Source organism: Leifsonia araucanica (assembly GCF_051161895.1).
Classification (GTDB): Bacteria; Actinomycetota; Actinomycetes; order Actinomycetales; family Microbacteriaceae; genus Leifsonia.
Window position 1 is genome coordinate 2,389,132 of sequence record NZ_JBMBTW010000002.1, and the last position, 17,418, is coordinate 2,406,549.

The window sequence follows — 17,418 nt, forward strand, 5'->3', positions numbered from 1 at the left end:
GGGTGGCTCGGGAAGGATTCGACTGTGGCCGTGACGCTCCGCGAGGTGGCTGCGGCGGCCGGCGTGTCCATCAAGACCGTCTCGAACGTGATCAACGGCTACGCGTACATCAGCGACGCAACGCGGGCGGCCGTCGACGCCGCCATCGCCGAGCTCGGCTACCAGCCCAACCTGTCGGCGCGCGGCCTGCGCTCCGGGCGCACGGGCGTGATCAGCCTCGTGATCCCCGACCTCAAGAACCCGTACTTCGCCGAGCTCGCCGACTCCGTGATGCGCGAAGCCGCCAAACACGAGGTCGCGGTGTTCATCCAGCAGAGCGGGGGCGACCGCGACAGGGAGCTCGCGATCTTGCGCGGCCCGCAGATGCGGATGGCGGACGGCATCCTGTTCAGCGTCGCCGGCCTCGGCCAGGAGGACGCCGCCCTCGTCGACGTGCCAACCCCGATCGTGCTGCTGGGCGAGCGAATCTTCCACGGTCCAGCCGACCACGTCACGATGATGAACGTCGCGGCATCCCGGGCGGCCACGGAGCACCTGCTGTCGCTCGGGCGTCGCCGGATCGTCGCGCTGGGCGCGCATCCCGGGGAGGTCGTGGGTTCGGCCGGGTTGCGGCTGGCCGGGTACCGGGAGGCGCTGGAGGCGGCCGGGGTGGAGTACCGCGACGAGCTGGTGCTCGAGGCCGGGGAGTGGCGCAGGGTCGACGGCGCGCGCGCCGTGCGGACGTTCCTCGAGACCGGCTTCGACGTGGACGGCGTCGTGGCCTTCAATGACTCGCTGGCGTTCGGCGCGATGCGCGCCATCGAGGACCGCGGGTTCCGCATCCCGGACGACGTGGCGGTGATCGGCTTCGACGACCTCGACGAGACGAGGTACTCCATCCCGACCCTGTCGTCGATCGAGCCCGGCCGCGACGACATCGCGGAGACGGCCGTGCGCCTGCTGCTGGCGCGGATCGGCGGCGACACCACTCCGTTCCAGGAGCACGAGGCGCCGTTCCGGCTGGTCGCCCGCGAGTCGACCGCCCGCTGACCGCGCGTCTCCGAGCCGGGGTTGACAGGGCGCCCCCGAATGTCGGATAGTCCTCCTACAACGTTATAGGTAAACGTTGTACTACGACGAAGGAAGCCAACGAATGTCTGACTCCACGATCATCCTCGACCGCGCGAACACCGTCGGCCCCGTGCGCCGCCGCACCTTCGGCGCCTTCGTCGAACACCTCGGCCGGTGCGTGTACGACGGCCTGTACGAGCCCGGCCACCCGACCGCCGACGCCGACGGCTTCCGGCGGGATGTGGTCGACCTCGTCAAGGAGCTCGGCACCAGCACCGTCCGCTACCCAGGAGGCAACTTCGTCTCCGGCTTCCGCTGGGAGGACTCCGTCGGCCCGCGCGAGAGCCGCCCGGTGCGCCGCGACCTCGCCTGGCACTCGCTGGAGACCAACCAGGTGGGACTCGACGAGTTCTCCCGCTGGCTCAAACTGACGAACTCCGAGCTGATGCTCGCCGTCAACCTCGGTACCCGCGGCATCGAGTCGGCGCTCGACCTGCTCGAATACGCCAACCACCCGTCCGGCACGGCGCTCAGCGACCAGCGCATCGCCAACGGAACGCCCGAACCGCACAACATCCGGATGTGGTGCCTCGGCAACGAGATGGACGGCCAGTGGCAGACCGGCTACCTCACGGCCGACGACTACGGCAAGCTCGCCGCCAGGACCGCCGCGGCGATGAAGATGGCGGACAAAGACCTCGAACTGGTCGCCTGCGGCTCCTCCGGCTCCGGGATGCCCACCTTCGGCGAGTGGGAGCGCGTCGTCCTGGAGCACGCGTACGACCACGTCGACTACATCTCCGCGCACGCCTACTACCAGGAGCGCGGAGGTGACCTCGGGTCGTTCCTCGCCTCGTCGGTGGACATGCAGTACTTCATCGACACGGTCGTCGCGACCGCCGACCACGTCGGATACCGCAAGAAGAGCACGAAGAAGATCAACATCTCGTTCGACGAGTGGAACATCTGGTACCTCGACGAGCACCAGGCCTCCGACGAGATCAACGACGAGTGGCGCATCGCCCCGCGCCAGCTCGAAGACGTCTATTCCGTCGCGGACGCGGTCGTGCTCGGCAACCTGCTGATCACCCTCCTCAAGAACAGCGACAGGGTGACCTCCGCCTCCCTCGCCCAGCTGGTTAACGTGATCGCCCCGATCATGACCGAGCCGGGCGGGGACGCCTGGCGCCAGACCACGTTCTTCCCGTTCTCGGTCACCAGCAGGCTGGCGCGCGGCACGGTGCTGCGCCCGGTCATCGACTCGCCGACCTACGCCACCGCCGTCCACGGCGATGCAGCGGTGGTGGATGCCGTCGCCACGTTCGACGACGAGACCGCGACCGGCGCGGTGTTCCTCGTGAACCGCGACCAGACCGCATCCCGGACCGTCACCATCGACGTGCGCGACCTCGGCGCATCCCGGATCGACGAAGCGGTCACGCTGGCCGACGACGACGTCTACGCGAAGAACACCCTCGAGAACCAGACGCGCGTCGGCCTCACGCCGAACACGTCGGCGGCGATCGAGGACGGCCGCCTCACGGTCGTGCTGCCGCCCGTGTCGTGGACAGCCGTGTCGTTCGGCTGACGCCGCTCACTTCGTCTTCGACAGCTTGTCGATCCAGGCCAGCGCCACGGCAGACAGGATGAAGACGCAGTGGATGACCACCTGCCAGAAGACGCCCTCGCTGGTGTACTTCTCGCTGCCGAGGACGCCGCCGTTGGCTGCTCCGATATCGGCGACGGCGATGAACGTCTTCAGCAGGTGGATGGAGGAGATGCCGATGATCGCCATCGCCAGCTTCACCTTGAGCACGTTGGCGTTGACGTGCGACAGCCACTCGGGCTGATCGGGGTGTCCCTCCACGTTCACGCGTGAGACGAACGTCTCGTAACCGCCGATGATCACCATGATGAGCAGGTTCGCGATCATCACCACGTCGATCAGCCCGAGGACGGCGAGCATGATGTCCGCTTCCTTGATGTGCGACGGGTCGGCGATGACGTCCTCGGCGATGTGCCACAGCTCCACCATGAAGACGTAGACGTAGATCAGCTGAGCGACGATCAGGCCGAGATAGAGCGGGGCCTGCAGCCACCGGCTGGCGAAGATCAGCGAGCTGATCCCGCGCTGCGGAGCGTTCGGACGGCGCGGCGACGGCTGCTCTGCCTGGGTGGGGGCGACGACGGGTGGGGCAGTCTCTGACACGGGGGCTTCCTCACGTATTCGGGAGGGAAAGCCTAAACGGGCATTTATGTGAGAACGCTCAGGATCGGGCATTCAATGCCAGCACCTGCTCGGTGAACGCCCGCGCGCCGCCCTGGGCCGGGTGGCGCACGGCGGGCGCATCCACCCCCTCCGCTGCGAGCGCGCCCTGCGCCTTCCTGCCGACGGCGACGATGGTCTGGATGCCGAACGCCCTGGCCAGTTCGAGGGCGACGGGTGTTCCGTCGCGCACCTCGGCGGGCCGCGGAGTGCGGTTGGTGCGCGGGTCGCCGGCGACGAACGGGTGGTGCGGGTAGATCGGCCAGGTGAGCGGCAGCGGCCCGTGCCAGTCCGCGAGTGCCGCCCAGACCACCCTGCTCGACGCCTCCCACAGGGCCTGTGGATGCTCGGGCAGCTCCAGCCCGGGAACGGCGCGCGCGGCGGGCCCGCCCTCTCCGGCCTCGCGCGCGGAGACGAACGGGACGCCGGTGACCGTCATGCCGCGCCAGCCCGGCGCCTCGGCGAGGAGCAGCACGGTGGTCCCGTGCACGGCGGCGAGGTAGCGGCGGAGGTTGCGCTCGCGCATCCGGCCGAGCTCGTCGTCGCCGTAGAGGTACTCGGCGTCCGGCGGCGCCGGCACAGCGCCGAGCAGGCGAAAGAAGGTGTCGAGCATCCCTTCATGGTCGCAGACAGGGCAGAATTGTCCCACCTCGCGCCGCGGGGCCGAGAGTCGGAGCGAAGGGTCCCGGATGCCGACCATCATCCTCGTGGGGTTCGCCGCGATCGTGCTGTGGTCACTGGTCGCTCATCGGTTCGAGCGCAGCGGGATCGCCGGGCCGCTGGCGCTGGCCCTGATCGGTTCGCTGGTGGTGCTCATCGACATCCCGGCGTTCGTCGAAGCCGTCGACAGCGATGTGGCCGAGCACGTGGTGGAGCTGATCCTGGCCGTGCTGCTGTTCGTCGATGCCTGCGAGGTGAAGGGCGGCGTCTTCGGCGGCGAGGGCAAGATGATCGCGCGGCTGGTGCTGATCGCGCTCCCGCTCTCGCTCGCGCTCGTGGTCGTCAGCGGGCTCTGGCTGCTGCCCGGCGTGAACCTGTTCGTGCTCATCGTCATCGCCTGCGTCGTGATGCCGACCGACTTCGCGCCGGCGACGGCGCTGCTCCGCTCTCCGAGGATCCCGGCCAGGGTGCGCCAGATCCTCAACGTGGAGAGCGGGTACAACGACGGCCTCATCTCGCCGATCTTCGGTATGTCGCTGGCTATCGCGGTGGTCCTGCCGACACTGATCAAGGTCGCGGACAGCGGCACGGAGCCGTCGCACAGCACCGAGACCGAGCTGGAGAAGAACGTCGAGGACTTCATCAACGCGTTCTTCGGCGCCGTGCCGGCGACCATCGTCGCCATCCTCGTCGGCGTGCTGCTCGGCGGCGCGATCGGTCTGCTCACCCGCTGGGCGTCCGGCCGCGGCTTCGCCAACCCGACCGGCGTGCGCATCGTCATGCTGGTCACCCCGCTCCTTACCTATGGGATCGCGACGATCCACGGCGTCGGCGCCAACGGTTTCGTCGCCGCCTTCGTCGCCGGGGTGATGTTCCGCTTCACCCGCACACGCAAGACCGAGCAGCTGTCGATCGCGCACGACGAACTCGTGCTGGTGGAGGAGGTCGGCGTCCTCGCGACCAACTTCGTCTGGTTCGTCCTCGGCGCCATGACCACCGACATGATCGTCAGAGGCGTCGACTGGATGCTCCTGCTGGTCGCGCTGCTCGCGCTCACCGTGTTCCGCGCCGTGCCGGTCTACCTGGCCACGCTCGGCTCATCCATCTCGTGGCGCGACCGCACGATCGTGGGGCTCGTCGGGCCGCGCGGAGCCGCATCCATCGTCTTCGGCCTGCTGGCGTTCAACAAGCTGCCCACCGGCGCCGGAGACGACGTCTGGGATGTCGCGGTGCTGACGGTGGTCTCGAGCATCATCCTGCACGGCCTGGTCGCGCCGTACATCGTGAAGCGGCTGCCCAGCCGGGTCTGATCCCGTCAGGCGAGCTCCACCAGGCGGGCGTGGGCGTACTCGCAGACGAGGGCGTGCAGGTAGACGGCCTGCGGCACATCCACGTTGGAGTCCATGCGCAGGCTGAGCGCGCCCGTCTTCCAGTGCCGGAACGTGTCGTCGCCGCAGACCACCGCGAGCAGTTCAAGGAGCGAGTCGTCGAACCGGATGGAGTGGATCGCCCTGCGGTACTCCTCCAGGGTGAGCGCCATCGAGAACGGGATGTTCATGAAGCAGAGGGCGGTCTGGATGTCCAGCCGCAGCAGCCGGCGGCGGCCGCGCTCCGGGTCGATGGCCGGGATGTCCAGCTGTTGCAGGTCGAGGGGTTCGCGCCGGGTGACCGGAACGCCGTCCAGCGCGATGAACACGTCGTAGACGTTCACGTCGTGCTCGACGACGGCGTGGTCGCCGAGCCCGGCGAGCGTCACCGGCCGCAGGGTCACCGGATCCATCGCGGCGGGCGTGTTGCGGATGAGGAAGTTCACGAGGTTCGTCTCGACCACGAAGTGCCGGATCAGCAGCTCCACCGCATCCGGATGGACGAACCGGCGCAGGAACCAGACGCAGAGCACATCCATCGTGCCGAGCGACATCCAGCGGAACGGCAGCACCCGCTTGACGACCGAGACCAGGGCGACGATCACCCGGGACAGCACCCGGGCGACCGGGTAGAGCCAGCGCCGGGACAGCCGTCGCTGATCGTCCAGGATCTTCCGCACCAGCGCGCGGTCGAGCGGGATGGACGGGTCAGCGGAGATCGCATCCCACATGCTCGGGTCGGACAGCCCTACCTCCGGCATGTCACTGATCCAGTTCCTCGAGCTGCAGCACGTACAGCCTGGCGACCACCTGCGCGCAGCGCACGATGTCGTCCGCCGCAGCGTCGTCGATGATGCCGGAGGTCAGGATCGCCTCCAGCGCCCCGGTGTGCTCGGCGTCCGCATCCTGGTGGTAGCGCATGAAGTGCACCTGATTGTCTGCCAGGCCGAGCACCTCCTGGAACCGCGCAGCCCAGCCGGCCGCCCGCTTCGCGCCGAGCCCCTCGATGATGAACATCGCACCGAGCAGGCCCACCGGGTTCGGTCGGTCGGCGTAGTGGAACATGTAGCCGGACAGCGCCTCGGAGCCGAGGTTCTTCCTGCCGGCGCGCAGCTCGTCCAGCGATCCGCCGATCGCCACGTAGTCGCGTTCCAGCATGAGGTAGTCGCGGTGCTCCTCCTCCGCGTGGCGGATCGCCGCCGACCGCAGGGTGAAGTGGTCGACGTCGAAGCTGGATGCCGCGCGGGAGATCCACGGCGACCCGTCGACCACCTGCTGCCGGAGGTTGAAGAGCAGCCTGCTGTAGTCGTCGATGGTGACCGTGCCCTCGGCGAGCCTGCTCAGGATGGGGACCCGGTCCAGCCGCTCCTCCAGGTCGGCCCACACCTCGGTCAGTCGGGTGAAGAGGGATTCGGCGACGGCGGTCGCGTCTGGCGTGGCTGTGGCTGTCGTCATGTCACTGCTCCTTGGTGGTGTTCTGCGTGCTGGTGTTCTGCGGGGCTCCCGGCCCCACGACGGTGAGGTGGGCGAAGGCGAAAGAGAACCGGCCGGACTCCGGCACGGCGAGAAGCACGGTGTCCCCGACGGCGAACCGTCCGGTGCTCCACGCCTCCTCCAGCGCGATGAAGATGCTGGCGGAGCCGGTGTTGCCGCGGGTCTCCAGGTTGGAGAACCATCGGTCGGTGTCCAGGGTGGGCAGGCGGCGGCGCAGGGAGTCGAAGGCGAGGTCCCTGAACGCGTTGGTGCTGTAGTGGCAGATCACGTGATCGAGGTGCTTCACATCCACCAGGCCGATATCGACCAGCTCCTCGAACTGCTTCAGCCCGGCCTCCGCCAGCTCGTCGAGCACGCTCACGTCCTGCCGCAGCAGGAACATCCCCGCCGCATCCGCCTCGGGGACGCTGACGTCCTGCCAGGTGCTCCCGACGCTCGCCTCCGTGCCGTCCATCCCCGCCCGCATGCACACCGGATGCTCGTGGGCGAGCGACACCTGCCGCACCCAGTCGAGCCGCAGCGACGGCCTGCTCGGGTGCGGCTGGAACTCCAGCACCACCGCCCCGGCGCCGTCGGAGAGCATCCAGCGCAGGAAGTGCGAGTCGAGCCCTGCGCGCTTGCCGTCGAACCGGCGCTGCCGGAGGCTGCGACTCGGCAGCTCCGAACCGACGACGGCGGCCCGTGGATGGTCGCCCAGCCGGATCTTGCTCGCCGCAGCATCCAGGGCGGCGAGGCTCGACGCGCAGACGCCGGAGGCGGACAGCACCTGCATGGGTCCCCCGCCGAGCCTGCCGTGCACCATCGACGCGAAGCCGGGCACGAGTACGTCGCCCATCGTTGTCGCCGTCGCGAGCATCCGGAGGTCGGAGGCGGCGATCCCGCGGTCGTCCAGGGCAGCCTGCAGCGCCTTGACGGCGAGCTCTTCGTTGAGCTCTGTCGGCTCGCCGTGCTCGTCGAGCGCGTAGTGCCGCTTCCGGATGCCGTTCGCGGCCAGCACCCGACGGCGGATGCGCTCGGTGACCGGGTCGTCGCCGCCGAGCCTCGCAGCGATGCCGTCGTTGTCGACGGGCTCCCCGGGGAGGTAGCTGCCGAAGCCGGTCAGGTATGCGCTCGCCGTCATGGCGCGATTCGTGTCATCGGAGGGCGTCCTTTCGGTCACGCAAACATACCTGACACCAGTTTTCGGCCACGCGACGATCGAGGCTACCCCCCTTTCAGTCGTCGACGGCCACTCCGGCGCACACGCGTCGTCGAACGTATATCGGATATTTCCTTTTGAATATAAATCCCGGTAGCCCCACAGGTGTGAAGCTGGCGCCCTAGGGCTGGCCCTCCGTGGCACGTCACACGACGTGTCCAGTGAGAACAGAGAAAGGAATCGCATCCCCCATGCGAATCAAGAGATCACATTCACGCGCAGCAGCCACGAGGCTCTGCGCTCTCGCAGCGTTCGGCGCATTGACCGTCGGGTCCGTCGGGCTCGCCGCGCCAGCGAGCGCGACGACGGTCCCGGAGACGGGTTCGGCGCCGACCACCATGCTCGGATGGTCGGAGCGGACCGTCGCCAGCCACGACGAGTGGCGCGGCGACTTCACCGTGCGGGTGAAGGCCGGCACGGTCCCGTCGAAGATCGAGTGGAACCGCACTCACAGCGCGCCGACCACGTGGACCGCTCTGACCAAGGTCGCCTCCATTCAGGCCTCCGTTGCCAGCGTGTACTCGATCGTGCAGACCGTCCAGGACGGCGATGAAGACGTGCTCTCCATCAGCGCCCGCGGCGACTCAATCGTGTCGACGGTCGCGCAGTCGACCACGTACCAGGTCGGCATCCGCATCACGATGGCGGACGGAACCACCACCACGCGGCACGCCGTAGAGAACGTCAGCAGGAACACATCCACCGGTCGTCCGGTGCCGATCCAGGCGTGGGGCACGACCACCTCGCCCCTCCCCGGCTACTACGGCCCGAACTCGGAGACCGGCTGGGGCAACGTCGTCGCCGCCGACAGCTCCGAGTCCCTGCTCGGCGTGAAGTTCCACGTCGATGCGATCAATTCCGGTCGCTCCGCCACCAACGGCTGTGACGTGACGGACTCCCTCTACTACCAGTTCGTCCGCGGCGACGACGGGACCCCGGCGTCGATCACTCCGATCCCGCAGCTGATGAGCATCGCGAACCACCCGTCCGGCGTCAAGGGCGCTGTGCTCGTCAACGAAGGCCGCTTCTCTCTCGACGCTCCGGGCTACTACAAGCTGGTGATCTGGCCGCAGGCCTCCAGCTCGAAGGCCACCGCCCCGCAGGACTGCACCGGCGTCTCGTACGACCCGGCCGTGCCGAGCGAGAGCACCCAGGTCGGCAGCGTGTTCTGGAAGATGCCGACCACGTTCGCGCAACCGGAGCCCGTCACCCCGGTGACGGTCGCGACGCCGGCAGGCAGCGAGGTCGTCTCGACCCCGAAGCCGGTCTTCTCCGGCACGGGACACCCCGGCGCCACCGTCGAGGTGAAGGCCGAGGACGGCACGCTGCACGGCAGCGCACTGGTGGATGCTGACGGCCAGTGGTCGGTCGAAGCTGCGAACGACCACGCTGACGGCGATTACTCCGCCACCGTGACGCAGACCGCGGGATCCGACGTCAGCTCGGCGTCGGTGGCGTACAGCGTCAGCACCGTCAAGCCGGTCGCCGCCGTCAGCCTCGCCTCCCCTGCCGACGGCGAGACCGTCACGGTCGCGCGACCGGTGTTCTCCGGCACGGGGCACCCGGGGGCGAGTGTCGTCGTCCGCGGAAGCAGCGGCAAGGTCCTCGCGATCGCCACGGTCGACGCCACCGGCGCCTGGTCGGCGACGTCGACCCTCGATCTCGGAACCGGCAGCTATGTCGGCGTGGTCGAGCACACCTTCGGCGAATCCTCGTCGACCGCTCCGCTCCGCTACTCCGTCGCGCTCACGCCGGATGTTCCGGCCATGCCATTCGCGGTCACCAGCCCGGCGGTCGATGGCACGCTCGCCAGCACCATGCCCATCTTCCGCGGCACCGGCACCCCCGGCGCCACCGTCGAGGTGCGCGGCAACAGCGGTCGCGTGATCGCCAGCGCGGTCGTGGATGCGAGCGGAAACTGGTTGGCACAGTCGACCGTCGAGCTCGCCTCCGGCCAGTACCTCGGCTCCGTCCACCACTCGATCGGCGGCGCGCTCACGGTCAACCCGATCAGCTACCGCATCGCGTACGGCCTCACGATGACGAGCCCGGTCGCCGGCGGCACCGTGTCCGGTCCGATTCCGACGTTCCGGGGCACGGGAGAGGCCGGTGCCACGGTGCTGGTCCGCGGGTCCTCCGGCCGCACGGTCGCGACAACGACGGTCGGCGCTGACGGCACCTGGTCGGCCGATGCGCTGTTCGAGCTGAGCACCGGCGGCTACGTCGGCTCCGTCGTCCAGATCATCGACCGGGTCGAGACCCACACCGCTCCCATCTCGTACACGGTTTCGTAACGACCGTCTGCACGACGCAGGGACACCAGGCGTGACCCGCTCATCGCGGGCGGGTCACGCCTGGCTGGTCTCTACGGCCGGAGCCCCACCCGCGGGTGCTGTCCCGCCGCGGCGAGCGCCGCATCCACATCGGCCAGCCGGAAGGTCTCTCCCACCTGCGCCGCGAACGGGTAGCGCTGCCACGCGCCGGCGAGATACCGAACAGCCTCGGCCAGGTGGCGAGGGGCGTAGTTGTGGACGCCGCGGATGGTGAGCAGGCGGCGGACCAGCTGCTCGGGGTCGATGGCGAGGTCGGGCCCGGGGGAGACCGAGCCGACCAGCACGAGCACGCCGCCGACGTCCACGGCGTGGAACAGCGAGCGCACGGCCGCCGGTGCGCCGGAGAGTTCCAGCGCGATCGTCGGCGCAGCACCGCGGCCGCCCGCTGCGGCGAGAGCGGCATTGAGTCCGCCGGGAGCGTCGATGGCGACCCGGGGGTCGGTGACGGCCGCCGCGCCGAACGCGAGCGCAGCATCCCGGCGTTCGGCGATCGGGTCGCTGACCACGACGCGCGCGCCGGCGTCGGAGGCCATCGCGGTCGCCGTGAGGCCGAGCATGCCCGCCCCGGCGACGAGCACGAGCGCGCCCTCCAGCGGCGTGATCCCGGCTGCGGCCTCCAGCGCAGCCGCGACCGTCGCGGTGGCGCACGATGCCGGCGCCAGCACCTCGGCGGGCACGTCCTCGGGGACCGCGACCATCGGGGTGCCGTCGAGGATGTGGCCGTGTGTGGCGAAACCGCCGGACAGCTCCCAGCCCCTGCGCATGCGCTCGTGACCGTACTTCTGCAGGTTCGCGCATTTCTGCGGCAGGCCGCGACGGCACCGGCTGCACCGTCCGCACGGCACCGCGACCGACCAGACGATCCTCTCGCCGAGGCTCACCCGGTGACCGTCGATCGTCTTCGCTCCGCCGCGGCCGAGCGCGACCACCCTGCCCACCTGCTCGTGCCCGAGGATGAGCGGCGTCGGCGCCGACCGGTGCCCGAGGACCGTGTGCACGTCCGAGCCGCACACCGTGGCCAGCTCGATCTCGACCAGAGCGTCCCCCGGCGACAGCCGCACCCCCGGCACAGCCACCGCCTCGTGCAGATGACCCTCCCCCGGCCACACCATCGCCGTCGCCGACGGATAGACGCTGACCCCTTTCCCCAGGCGCGCTGGTGGTTCCACCACGCGCGGGGTCACCGCCCGCACGGTCATCGTCCGGCGGTGTCGTCGAGGCCGAGCAGCTCAGCGAGGTCGGCGATGCTCGGGATGACCGCGTCGGCCCCCGCTTCGGTCAGTGTCTCCTCGTCGTGGGCGCCGGTGAGCACGCCGACCACGAGGCCGGCCCCTGCGGCGATCCCGGATGCGATGTCGCTCGCCGTGTCTCCGACCACGACCATGCCCTCCACGCTCGTGCCGCCCGTGCGCAGCAGTGCCGTCAGCGGGAGGTCGGGGAACGGACGGCCGCGACCGGCCTCCGCCGGGCTCAGGGTGAGGTCTGCGAGGTCGCGCCAGCCGAGCGCGTCCAGCACGGCATCCTGGGTCGGACGGGAGAAGCCGGTGGTCAGCGCGACCTTCACGCCCAGCTGCCGCAGGTGCCGGATGAGGTCTTCCGCACCAGGCACGGCGCGCAGCCCTTCGCTCGCCGCGAGCTCGCCGTACGCGGACTCGAACAGGGCGTTGGCGTGCTGCGCCTGGTCTTCGTCGTCGGTGAGGGCGCGGAACACGGCGATCTTGGACTGGCCCATCGTCTCGCGCACGTAGTCGAGCGCCTGCTCACGCTCCTCCGGGGTGCTGCCGATGCCCGCCGCGTCGGCGGCGCGCTCGAAGGCGCGCTCGACCAGGCCGTCATCGACGACGGTGGTGCCCGCCATGTCGAGCACGACGAGTTCGAGGTCTGCGTCGAGGTCGTCGGCGTCGTCGAGGTCGTCGTCGCTGAACTCCTCGTCGTCCTCCCAGTCCTCGTCGGTCGCGTCGTCGGCGGCGTGCTCGTCGACCGCCGTCCCGGTGGATGCGCGGCCGAAGTCGTCGAACTCGCTGGTGATGATTCCGTCGTCAGTGCTCATGGTCGGTGCCCTTCTGTGGTGGTTCAGGTGAAACGGGTGGAGGTGGGGTCTCAGCCCACGCGCGCCGCGCCGGGTGCGCCGGCTGCGCCCGCGGTGGCGAGAACACCGGACGCCGAGGAGAACAGCTCGTCGACCACCCGCTCCGCGAGGCCGAGGCCGGTCGTCATCCCGATGCCGGTGGTCACCGAGACCACGCGCACTTCGGGGGCCGGCGCGGCGACGAGGAACTCGTCCGGTGCGGAGGCATAGACGCCCTGCCACCGCTCCCTGACCCGGATGCGGTCGGTGCCGAACAGCAGCCGCGCCTGTTCGAGCAGCAGGTCGTACGCCGCCTCCGACTGGAACGGAGGCACATCGGCCCCTCGGTAGTGCGTGTCGCCGACGATCAGCCCGCCATCCGGCCGCTGCGTGTACATCTGGTTCAGGTCGAGTGCCGACAGCTCCGGATGCTCCTCCGCCAGCCGCTCGCGCAACGCCGCTGCGCTCGGCGTGTGCGCGAATCCGGCGTACCGCACCAGGGACCAGCCCGTCAGCAGCGGTGCGCTGAGCGGCCGGTCGAGTTCCGCATCCACCAGCATCATGTCGAGTCCGCAGCGTTGGATGCCGTGCGCCTCGGCGAGGCCGGGGAAGAGGTGGTCGACGTCGTGATTGACGGCGACGACGACCGCGTCGGCGGACAGCGTGCCGCGCGTGGTGTGCACGGCCCCGGTCTGCACGCCGAGGACGGTGGTCTGCCAGAAGAAGTCCACGCCGTGTGCATCCAGCCAGCGCACGATCGCCGGGGCGGCCTCGCGCGGGTCCACCTGCAGGTCCCGCGGCAGCCACGCGCCTCCGATGGCCACACCGTCCGCGACCGGGATGCGCTCCCGCACTTCCGCCGGCGTGAGCAGCCGCACGTCGGAGCCGCCCCTCCTCTGCCGGAACTCATCGAGCACGGCCAGCTCGTCCTGCGCCTGCGCCACCACGACGGTCCCGCTCTCCCGCAGCCAGAACCCCGCCTCGGGGGCGAGCGTCAGCCAGAGCTCCCTGGCCAGCTCGGCGTACGCGCGCGCCTCGCCTTCCTGCCCGGTGATGCAGAGGTGCCCGAAGTTGCGCACGGACGCCCCGACGACGCTCGACGCCCTGTCGACGACGGCGACGGTGAGGCCGCGCCGCAACGCGGCGACCGCGTGCCCGAGTCCAACGATGCCGCCGCCGACGATGGCGAGGTCGTAGTGTCTGCCCATCCCAGTGCCCTTCCTGCCCGAGGCGCCGCTCATCGCAGCGCCTTCCTCATCCAGACCGCGATCCCCTCCACGATGAAGACGGTCGCCATGATCACGAGCACGAACGCGAAGACCTCGTTCCAGGCCGACACGCGTGCCGCGTTGTTCAGGTAGAAGCCGATGCCGCCGCTGCCGACCACGCCGAGCACGGTCGCCGCACGGATGTTGCTGTCGAACAGGTAGAAGCTGTGGCCGACGAACGCGGGAACGCTCGGAGGAACGGTGGCCGACGTGTACACCTGCAGGCGGCGAGCGCCGACCGCGGTGAGCGCACGCTGAGGCCCGCCCGGCACCTCCTCGATCGAGTCGGCGAACAGCTTGCCGAGCAGCCCGACGCCTCCGAACGCCAGAGCGAACACCGCAGCGGTCGGACCGAGCCCGGTGATGATGATGAGCACGATCGCGAGCACCAGCTCCGGGACGCCGCGCACGGCGACGAGGATCACGCGGAAGATGTTGCGCGTTGCAGCGTTCGGCGCGACGTTCCTCGCGGCGAGCGAGCCGACCACGAGCGAGAACAGCAGACTGACCACGGTCGCGGCGAGCGCGATCAGCACGGTGTCCCGCATGGCGACCGCGATCTGCTCCACCGAGTACGGCTCGAAGGTCGGCGGCCAGAACTTGATCAGCGGCAGGTTGCGCCAGAACGTGAGGAAGTCGCCCCAGTGCACCTGGGCGATCAGCAGGGCGCCGACGATCACCACGCCGGTGAGCACCCAGGTGACTGTGTTCCGCAGGCGGCGGGCACCGAGGCTGCGGGCGGCGCCGCCTCCGAGCATCCCGCGCCGGACGGTCGAGGAGACGACCTCCATCAGCACGCACAGCGCGAACATGACGAGCGCGAGCGCCATGGCGGTGCGGTAGTCGAGGGTGGCGAGTGCCTTCCACATCTCGTAGCCGAGCCCGGCTACGCCGACGTAGCCCAGGATGATCGACCCGCGCAGGTTGATGTCGTTGCGGTGCAGGACGGTCGCCACCCAGCTGGGTGCGACCTGCGGCACGATGCCGGAGAAGAACTCCTGCGCCTTGCTGCCGCCGGCAGCGCGGATGGCGAGCCTCGGCCCTTCGTCGATCTGCTCGATGGCGTCGGCGAACAGCTTCGAGATCATGCCGACCGAGTGGATGCCGATGGCCAGGATGCCCGGAAGCGTGCCGAGCGTGAACAGCACGGCGAAGACCATCGCGAGGACGACATCCGGGATGGACCTGGTCATGACGGTGATGAACCGGCCGGCCCACTGCGCCGCCCTGCTCGGACTCGTGTTGGCGGCGGCGAGGTAGGCGACGGGCACCGAGATGATCGCGGCGAGCAGGGTGCCGAGCACGACCATCCCGAGCGTCTGGCCGATCGCGGGCCACAGCACGTCGGGCGCAGGAAGACGGAGCGGAACGATCCGGCCGAAGAACGCCTCGGCCTTCGGGATGCTGCGAACGACGGTGTCGAAGCTGACGCCGAGCACGGGGAACGCGATGATGCCGGTGGCGAGCAGCGCGATCAGGACGACGACGGCGGCGACCCTGGACGCGGGCGGCCGTGGGCGGCGGAGCGCAGCAGTGGATGCGCGCGCGTCGGCGAGCGGGACGGTGGCCATCAGGCGCGCGGGGCGGCGAGGTCGGACGCGGGTACCGCTTCTGCTGCGGCGACGGGTGCGCCGGGGCCGCGGACGGCGGCGGCGAGTTCGAGCTCGGCAGCCGCATCCACGTCGGCGGCGAGCTCGTCGTCGATGACGGTGAGCTCGCGGGTGGTGGCGGCGACCCTGCCGTAGATCTCCATGACCTGCGCCTTGTCGAGTCCTGCGGTGGGGGTGTCGAGGACGACCTTGCCGTGGCGGAGGCCGACGATGCGGTCGCCCCAGCTGAGGGCGAGGTCGACCTGGTGCAGGCTGCAGATCACGGTGAGGCCGTTGTCGGCGGCGATCTCGCGGATGAGGGCCATCACCTGCTCGCTGGACTCGGGGTCGAGTGAGGCGACCGGCTCGTCGGCGAGCAGGACCTCCGGGTCCTGCATGAGCGCGCGGGCGATGGCGACGCGCTGCTGCTGGCCGCCGGAGAGCGTGTCCGCGCGCTGGTACGCCTTGTCGGCGAGCCCGACGCGGTCGAGGTGGGCGATGGCCTTGCGGCGCAGGGCGGCGGGGTAGCTGAATGTGCCGAGGCGCGGTCCGCGGAGGGTGGCGAGCGCCCCGGTGAGGACGTTCTCGAGCACCGTCAGCGGCCCGACCAGCTCGAACTGCTGGAAGATGAAGCCGATGCGGCTGCGCAGGGCCCGCAGCGGTCGCGCGCCGAGCTGCGGCACCGACTGGCCGAGCACCCTGACCTCACCGCTCGTCGGCCGCTCCAGCCCGTCGATGTGGCGGAGGAGCGTCGACTTGCCGGAGCCGGACAGGCCGAGGAGTACGACGACCTCGCCCCGCGCGACGCTCATCGTCACGCCATCCAGCGCCGTCGTCTCCGCGAATCTCTTGGTGACCCCGGCCACCTCGACGATGCGTGCTGCCTCGCTCATGTTCCTCAACCTGTCCCTGCCATCCGAAACCTGCGGCAACAGTAGGAGCCGGGTGCGTCCGACGCCGCAACGCCCGGTTACCGCCGGGTGAACGGCGGGCGGCGTCGAGGGGCGGCAGCGGCATCCACTGGCCGGATATGCGAGACCGCCGCCCGCCCGGTGAGGGCGAGCGGCGGCCGTGGTGCGCGTTAGTGCTGGTGCGCCAGCTCGTGCGTTACTTGACCTCGCACTGCGCGGCCTTGGTGACCTTGCAGATGTCGCGGATCTGGTCGTAGTACTTGTCGTCGACCGGGCTGAAGGCGAAGAAGGTCGCCTTGAAGCCGCCCGAGTCCGCGTTCTTGATCCCGGCCTTCTGGATGTCGGCGATCGTCACGGACGAGAGCTTGTCGCTGAGGTCCTTCTTGATCTCGTCCGGGAGGGTGTTGGAGAACACCATCGGAGCGCCGGGGACCATCGTCTTGGCGACGACCTTGAGGCCGGGCTGCGCTTCGACGGCGGAGTCCTCAGCGAAGCCGGCGTCGCACTCAGCACCCTGCGAGACCTTCAGCGCGGACGCGTCGTGCTTGCCCGCGAACACCGGCGTGATGTCCTTGGCCGGGTCGATTCCGGCCTTCAGCAGGTTGTAGGTCGGGAAGAGGTAGCCGGAGGTCGAGCTCGGGTCGACGAAGCAGACCTTCTTGCCTTTGAACTCTTCGAGCTTGGTGATCGACGACTTCTCCGGCACGACGGCCTCGGAGTAGTAGCCGGGCTTCTGCCCTTCCTTGGTGATGATCGACGCGAACGGCGTGATCTTGGCGCCGCCGTTGGTCGCGGTGACGTAGGTGAACCCGGAGAAGCTGGCCACGTCGATCTGCCCGGCGATGGCCGCCTGGATCAGCGCGGTGTAGTCGCTCGACTCGCGGTACTCGACCTTCTTGCCGGTGATCTTCGCGATGTAGTCGGCGATCGGCTGGTAGTTGGACTGCGTGTTCACGGTGTCGGGAACGACACCGAAGACGAGCGTGCTCGAGTCCTTCGCGAAGGTCGCGGCCGACGCGCCGGACGATGCGCCGTCGGTCGAGCTGGCGTTCGCGGACCCGGTGCAGGCGGCGAGGCCGAGGGAGAGGACGAGCGCTGCGCCGACGGCGAGCGTCTTGGAGATGGACAGTTTCATCGAAGACCTTCCTGGTGTGGTGCGTGGTCTGAGGCATCTGCGCCGGACGGCGCTGCTGTGGGACGTTGGAACGGTACGG

15 protein-coding genes are annotated in these 17,418 nt (G+C 69.7%); 4 read left to right on the forward strand and 11 right to left on the reverse strand.

Going from position 1 to position 17,418, the window contains the following annotated elements; genetic code table 11:
• The first annotated feature begins 24 nt into the window (after positions 1-24).
• On the forward strand, positions 25-1,029 hold the full coding sequence (locus tag ACN6M5_RS11455) for a LacI family DNA-binding transcriptional regulator (protein WP_434949904.1): 1,005 nt from the start codon (positions 25-27) through the stop codon (positions 1,027-1,029).
• Positions 1,030-1,132: 103 nt separating this feature from the next.
• The gene (gene arfA / locus ACN6M5_RS11460) at positions 1,133-2,638 is read left to right on the forward strand and encodes an arabinosylfuranosidase ArfA (RefSeq protein ID WP_434949906.1); all 1,506 of its coding nucleotides are present in this window, start codon (positions 1,133-1,135) and stop codon (positions 2,636-2,638) included.
• Between the two features lie 6 nt (positions 2,639-2,644).
• Here arfA and ACN6M5_RS11465 read toward each other — a convergent pair whose 3' ends face one another.
• Both ACN6M5_RS11465 and ACN6M5_RS11470 read right to left on the reverse strand, forming a co-directional pair.
• Positions 2,645-3,259 carry a TIGR00645 family protein gene (locus ACN6M5_RS11465; protein ID WP_434949908.1) on the reverse strand — a complete coding sequence of 205 codons (615 nt, stop codon included), beginning with the start codon at positions 3,257-3,259 and terminating at the stop codon, positions 2,645-2,647.
• Between the two features lie 58 nt (positions 3,260-3,317).
• The gene (locus tag ACN6M5_RS11470; RefSeq protein ID WP_434949910.1) at positions 3,318-3,929 is read right to left on the reverse strand and encodes a uracil-DNA glycosylase; all 612 of its coding nucleotides are present in this window, start codon (positions 3,927-3,929) and stop codon (positions 3,318-3,320) included.
• 76 nt (positions 3,930-4,005) lie between these two features.
• On the opposite strand from ACN6M5_RS11470, the gene ACN6M5_RS11475 reads away from it, so the two are divergent.
• Complete coding sequence (locus ACN6M5_RS11475) at positions 4,006-5,286, forward strand: cation:proton antiporter (protein ID WP_434949912.1); 1,281 nt, start codon at positions 4,006-4,008, stop codon at positions 5,284-5,286.
• Between the two features lie 5 nt (positions 5,287-5,291).
• Here ACN6M5_RS11475 and ACN6M5_RS11480 read toward each other — a convergent pair whose 3' ends face one another.
• Genes ACN6M5_RS11480 through ACN6M5_RS11490 form a run of 3 tightly spaced genes read right to left on the reverse strand, consistent with a single transcriptional unit; the run spans position 5,292 to position 7,957 of the window.
• Positions 5,292-6,104, reverse strand: coding sequence for a DUF6999 family protein (locus ACN6M5_RS11480; RefSeq protein WP_434949914.1), 813 nt, complete (start codon positions 6,102-6,104; stop codon positions 5,292-5,294).
• 1 nt (position 6,105) lies between these two features.
• Complete coding sequence (locus ACN6M5_RS11485; protein ID WP_168690416.1) at positions 6,106-6,798, reverse strand: iron-containing redox enzyme family protein; 693 nt, start codon at positions 6,796-6,798, stop codon at positions 6,106-6,108.
• A 1-nt stretch (position 6,799) separates the two neighbouring features.
• Positions 6,800-7,957 carry a 3-oxoacyl-[acyl-carrier-protein] synthase III C-terminal domain-containing protein gene (locus tag ACN6M5_RS11490; protein WP_434949916.1) on the reverse strand — a complete coding sequence of 386 codons (1,158 nt, stop codon included), beginning with the start codon at positions 7,955-7,957 and terminating at the stop codon, positions 6,800-6,802.
• A 269-nt stretch (positions 7,958-8,226) separates the two neighbouring features.
• Here ACN6M5_RS11490 and ACN6M5_RS11495 point away from each other — a divergent pair, with 269 nt between their 5' ends.
• The gene (locus tag ACN6M5_RS11495) at positions 8,227-10,329 is read left to right on the forward strand and encodes an Ig-like domain-containing protein (RefSeq protein WP_434949918.1); all 2,103 of its coding nucleotides are present in this window, start codon (positions 8,227-8,229) and stop codon (positions 10,327-10,329) included.
• A gap of 71 nt (positions 10,330-10,400) precedes the next feature.
• Here the strand turns inward: ACN6M5_RS11495 and ACN6M5_RS11500 are convergent, their stop codons facing one another.
• The 6 genes from ACN6M5_RS11500 to ACN6M5_RS11525 all read right to left on the reverse strand — a co-directional run bounded on the left by ACN6M5_RS11500 (position 10,401) and on the right by ACN6M5_RS11525 (position 17,339).
• Complete coding sequence (locus ACN6M5_RS11500) at positions 10,401-11,552, reverse strand: alcohol dehydrogenase catalytic domain-containing protein (protein WP_434949920.1); 1,152 nt, start codon at positions 11,550-11,552, stop codon at positions 10,401-10,403.
• Positions 11,553-11,563: 11 nt separating this feature from the next.
• Entirely contained in the window at positions 11,564-12,418 is an 855-nt protein-coding gene (locus ACN6M5_RS11505) for a phosphonatase-like hydrolase (protein ID WP_168690419.1), read from the reverse strand.
• A gap of 50 nt (positions 12,419-12,468) precedes the next feature.
• On the reverse strand, positions 12,469-13,677 hold the full coding sequence (locus ACN6M5_RS11510) for a TIGR03364 family FAD-dependent oxidoreductase (RefSeq protein WP_434949922.1): 1,209 nt from the start codon (positions 13,675-13,677) through the stop codon (positions 12,469-12,471).
• Positions 13,674-15,275, reverse strand: a complete 1,602-nt coding sequence (gene phnE, locus ACN6M5_RS11515) for a phosphonate ABC transporter, permease protein PhnE (RefSeq protein WP_434949924.1) — start codon at positions 15,273-15,275, stop codon at positions 13,674-13,676. Before phnE ends, ACN6M5_RS11510 begins: the two co-directional genes overlap by 4 nt.
• Positions 15,275-16,186 carry a phosphonate ABC transporter ATP-binding protein gene (gene phnC / locus ACN6M5_RS11520; protein WP_434949926.1) on the reverse strand — a complete coding sequence of 304 codons (912 nt, stop codon included), beginning with the start codon at positions 16,184-16,186 and terminating at the stop codon, positions 15,275-15,277. The genes phnE and phnC overlap by 1 nt, the downstream gene beginning before the upstream one ends.
• Positions 16,187-16,400: 214 nt before the next feature.
• Entirely contained in the window at positions 16,401-17,339 is a 939-nt protein-coding gene (locus ACN6M5_RS11525; protein ID WP_434949928.1) for a phosphate/phosphite/phosphonate ABC transporter substrate-binding protein, read from the reverse strand.
• Positions 17,340-17,418: the final 79 nt, after the last annotated feature.

Bases quoted from the DNA above. Each gene is read 5' to 3' on its own strand.
- arfA (WP_434949906.1), top strand. From the start codon at position 1,133: ATGTCTGACTCCACGATCATCCTCGACCGCGCGAACACCGTCGGCCCC.
- ACN6M5_RS11470 (WP_434949910.1), bottom strand. From the start codon at position 3,929: ATGCTCGACACCTTCTTTCGCCTGCTCGGCGCTGTGCCGGCGCCGCCG.
- ACN6M5_RS11475 (WP_434949912.1), top strand. From the start codon at position 4,006: ATGCCGACCATCATCCTCGTGGGGTTCGCCGCGATCGTGCTGTGGTCA.
- ACN6M5_RS11480 (WP_434949914.1), bottom strand. From the start codon at position 6,104: ATGCCGGAGGTAGGGCTGTCCGACCCGAGCATGTGGGATGCGATCTCC.
- ACN6M5_RS11485 (WP_168690416.1), bottom strand. From the start codon at position 6,798: ATGACGACAGCCACAGCCACGCCAGACGCGACCGCCGTCGCCGAATCC.
- ACN6M5_RS11490 (WP_434949916.1), bottom strand. From the start codon at position 7,957: ATGACGGCGAGCGCATACCTGACCGGCTTCGGCAGCTACCTCCCCGGG.
- ACN6M5_RS11495 (WP_434949918.1), top strand. From the start codon at position 8,227: ATGCGAATCAAGAGATCACATTCACGCGCAGCAGCCACGAGGCTCTGC.
- ACN6M5_RS11505 (WP_168690419.1), bottom strand. From the start codon at position 12,418: ATGAGCACTGACGACGGAATCATCACCAGCGAGTTCGACGACTTCGGC.
- ACN6M5_RS11510 (WP_434949922.1), bottom strand. From the start codon at position 13,677: ATGAGCGGCGCCTCGGGCAGGAAGGGCACTGGGATGGGCAGACACTAC.
- phnE (WP_434949924.1), bottom strand. From the start codon at position 15,275: ATGGCCACCGTCCCGCTCGCCGACGCGCGCGCATCCACTGCTGCGCTC.
- phnC (WP_434949926.1), bottom strand. From the start codon at position 16,186: ATGAGCGAGGCAGCACGCATCGTCGAGGTGGCCGGGGTCACCAAGAGA.
- ACN6M5_RS11525 (WP_434949928.1), bottom strand. From the start codon at position 17,339: ATGAAACTGTCCATCTCCAAGACGCTCGCCGTCGGCGCAGCGCTCGTC.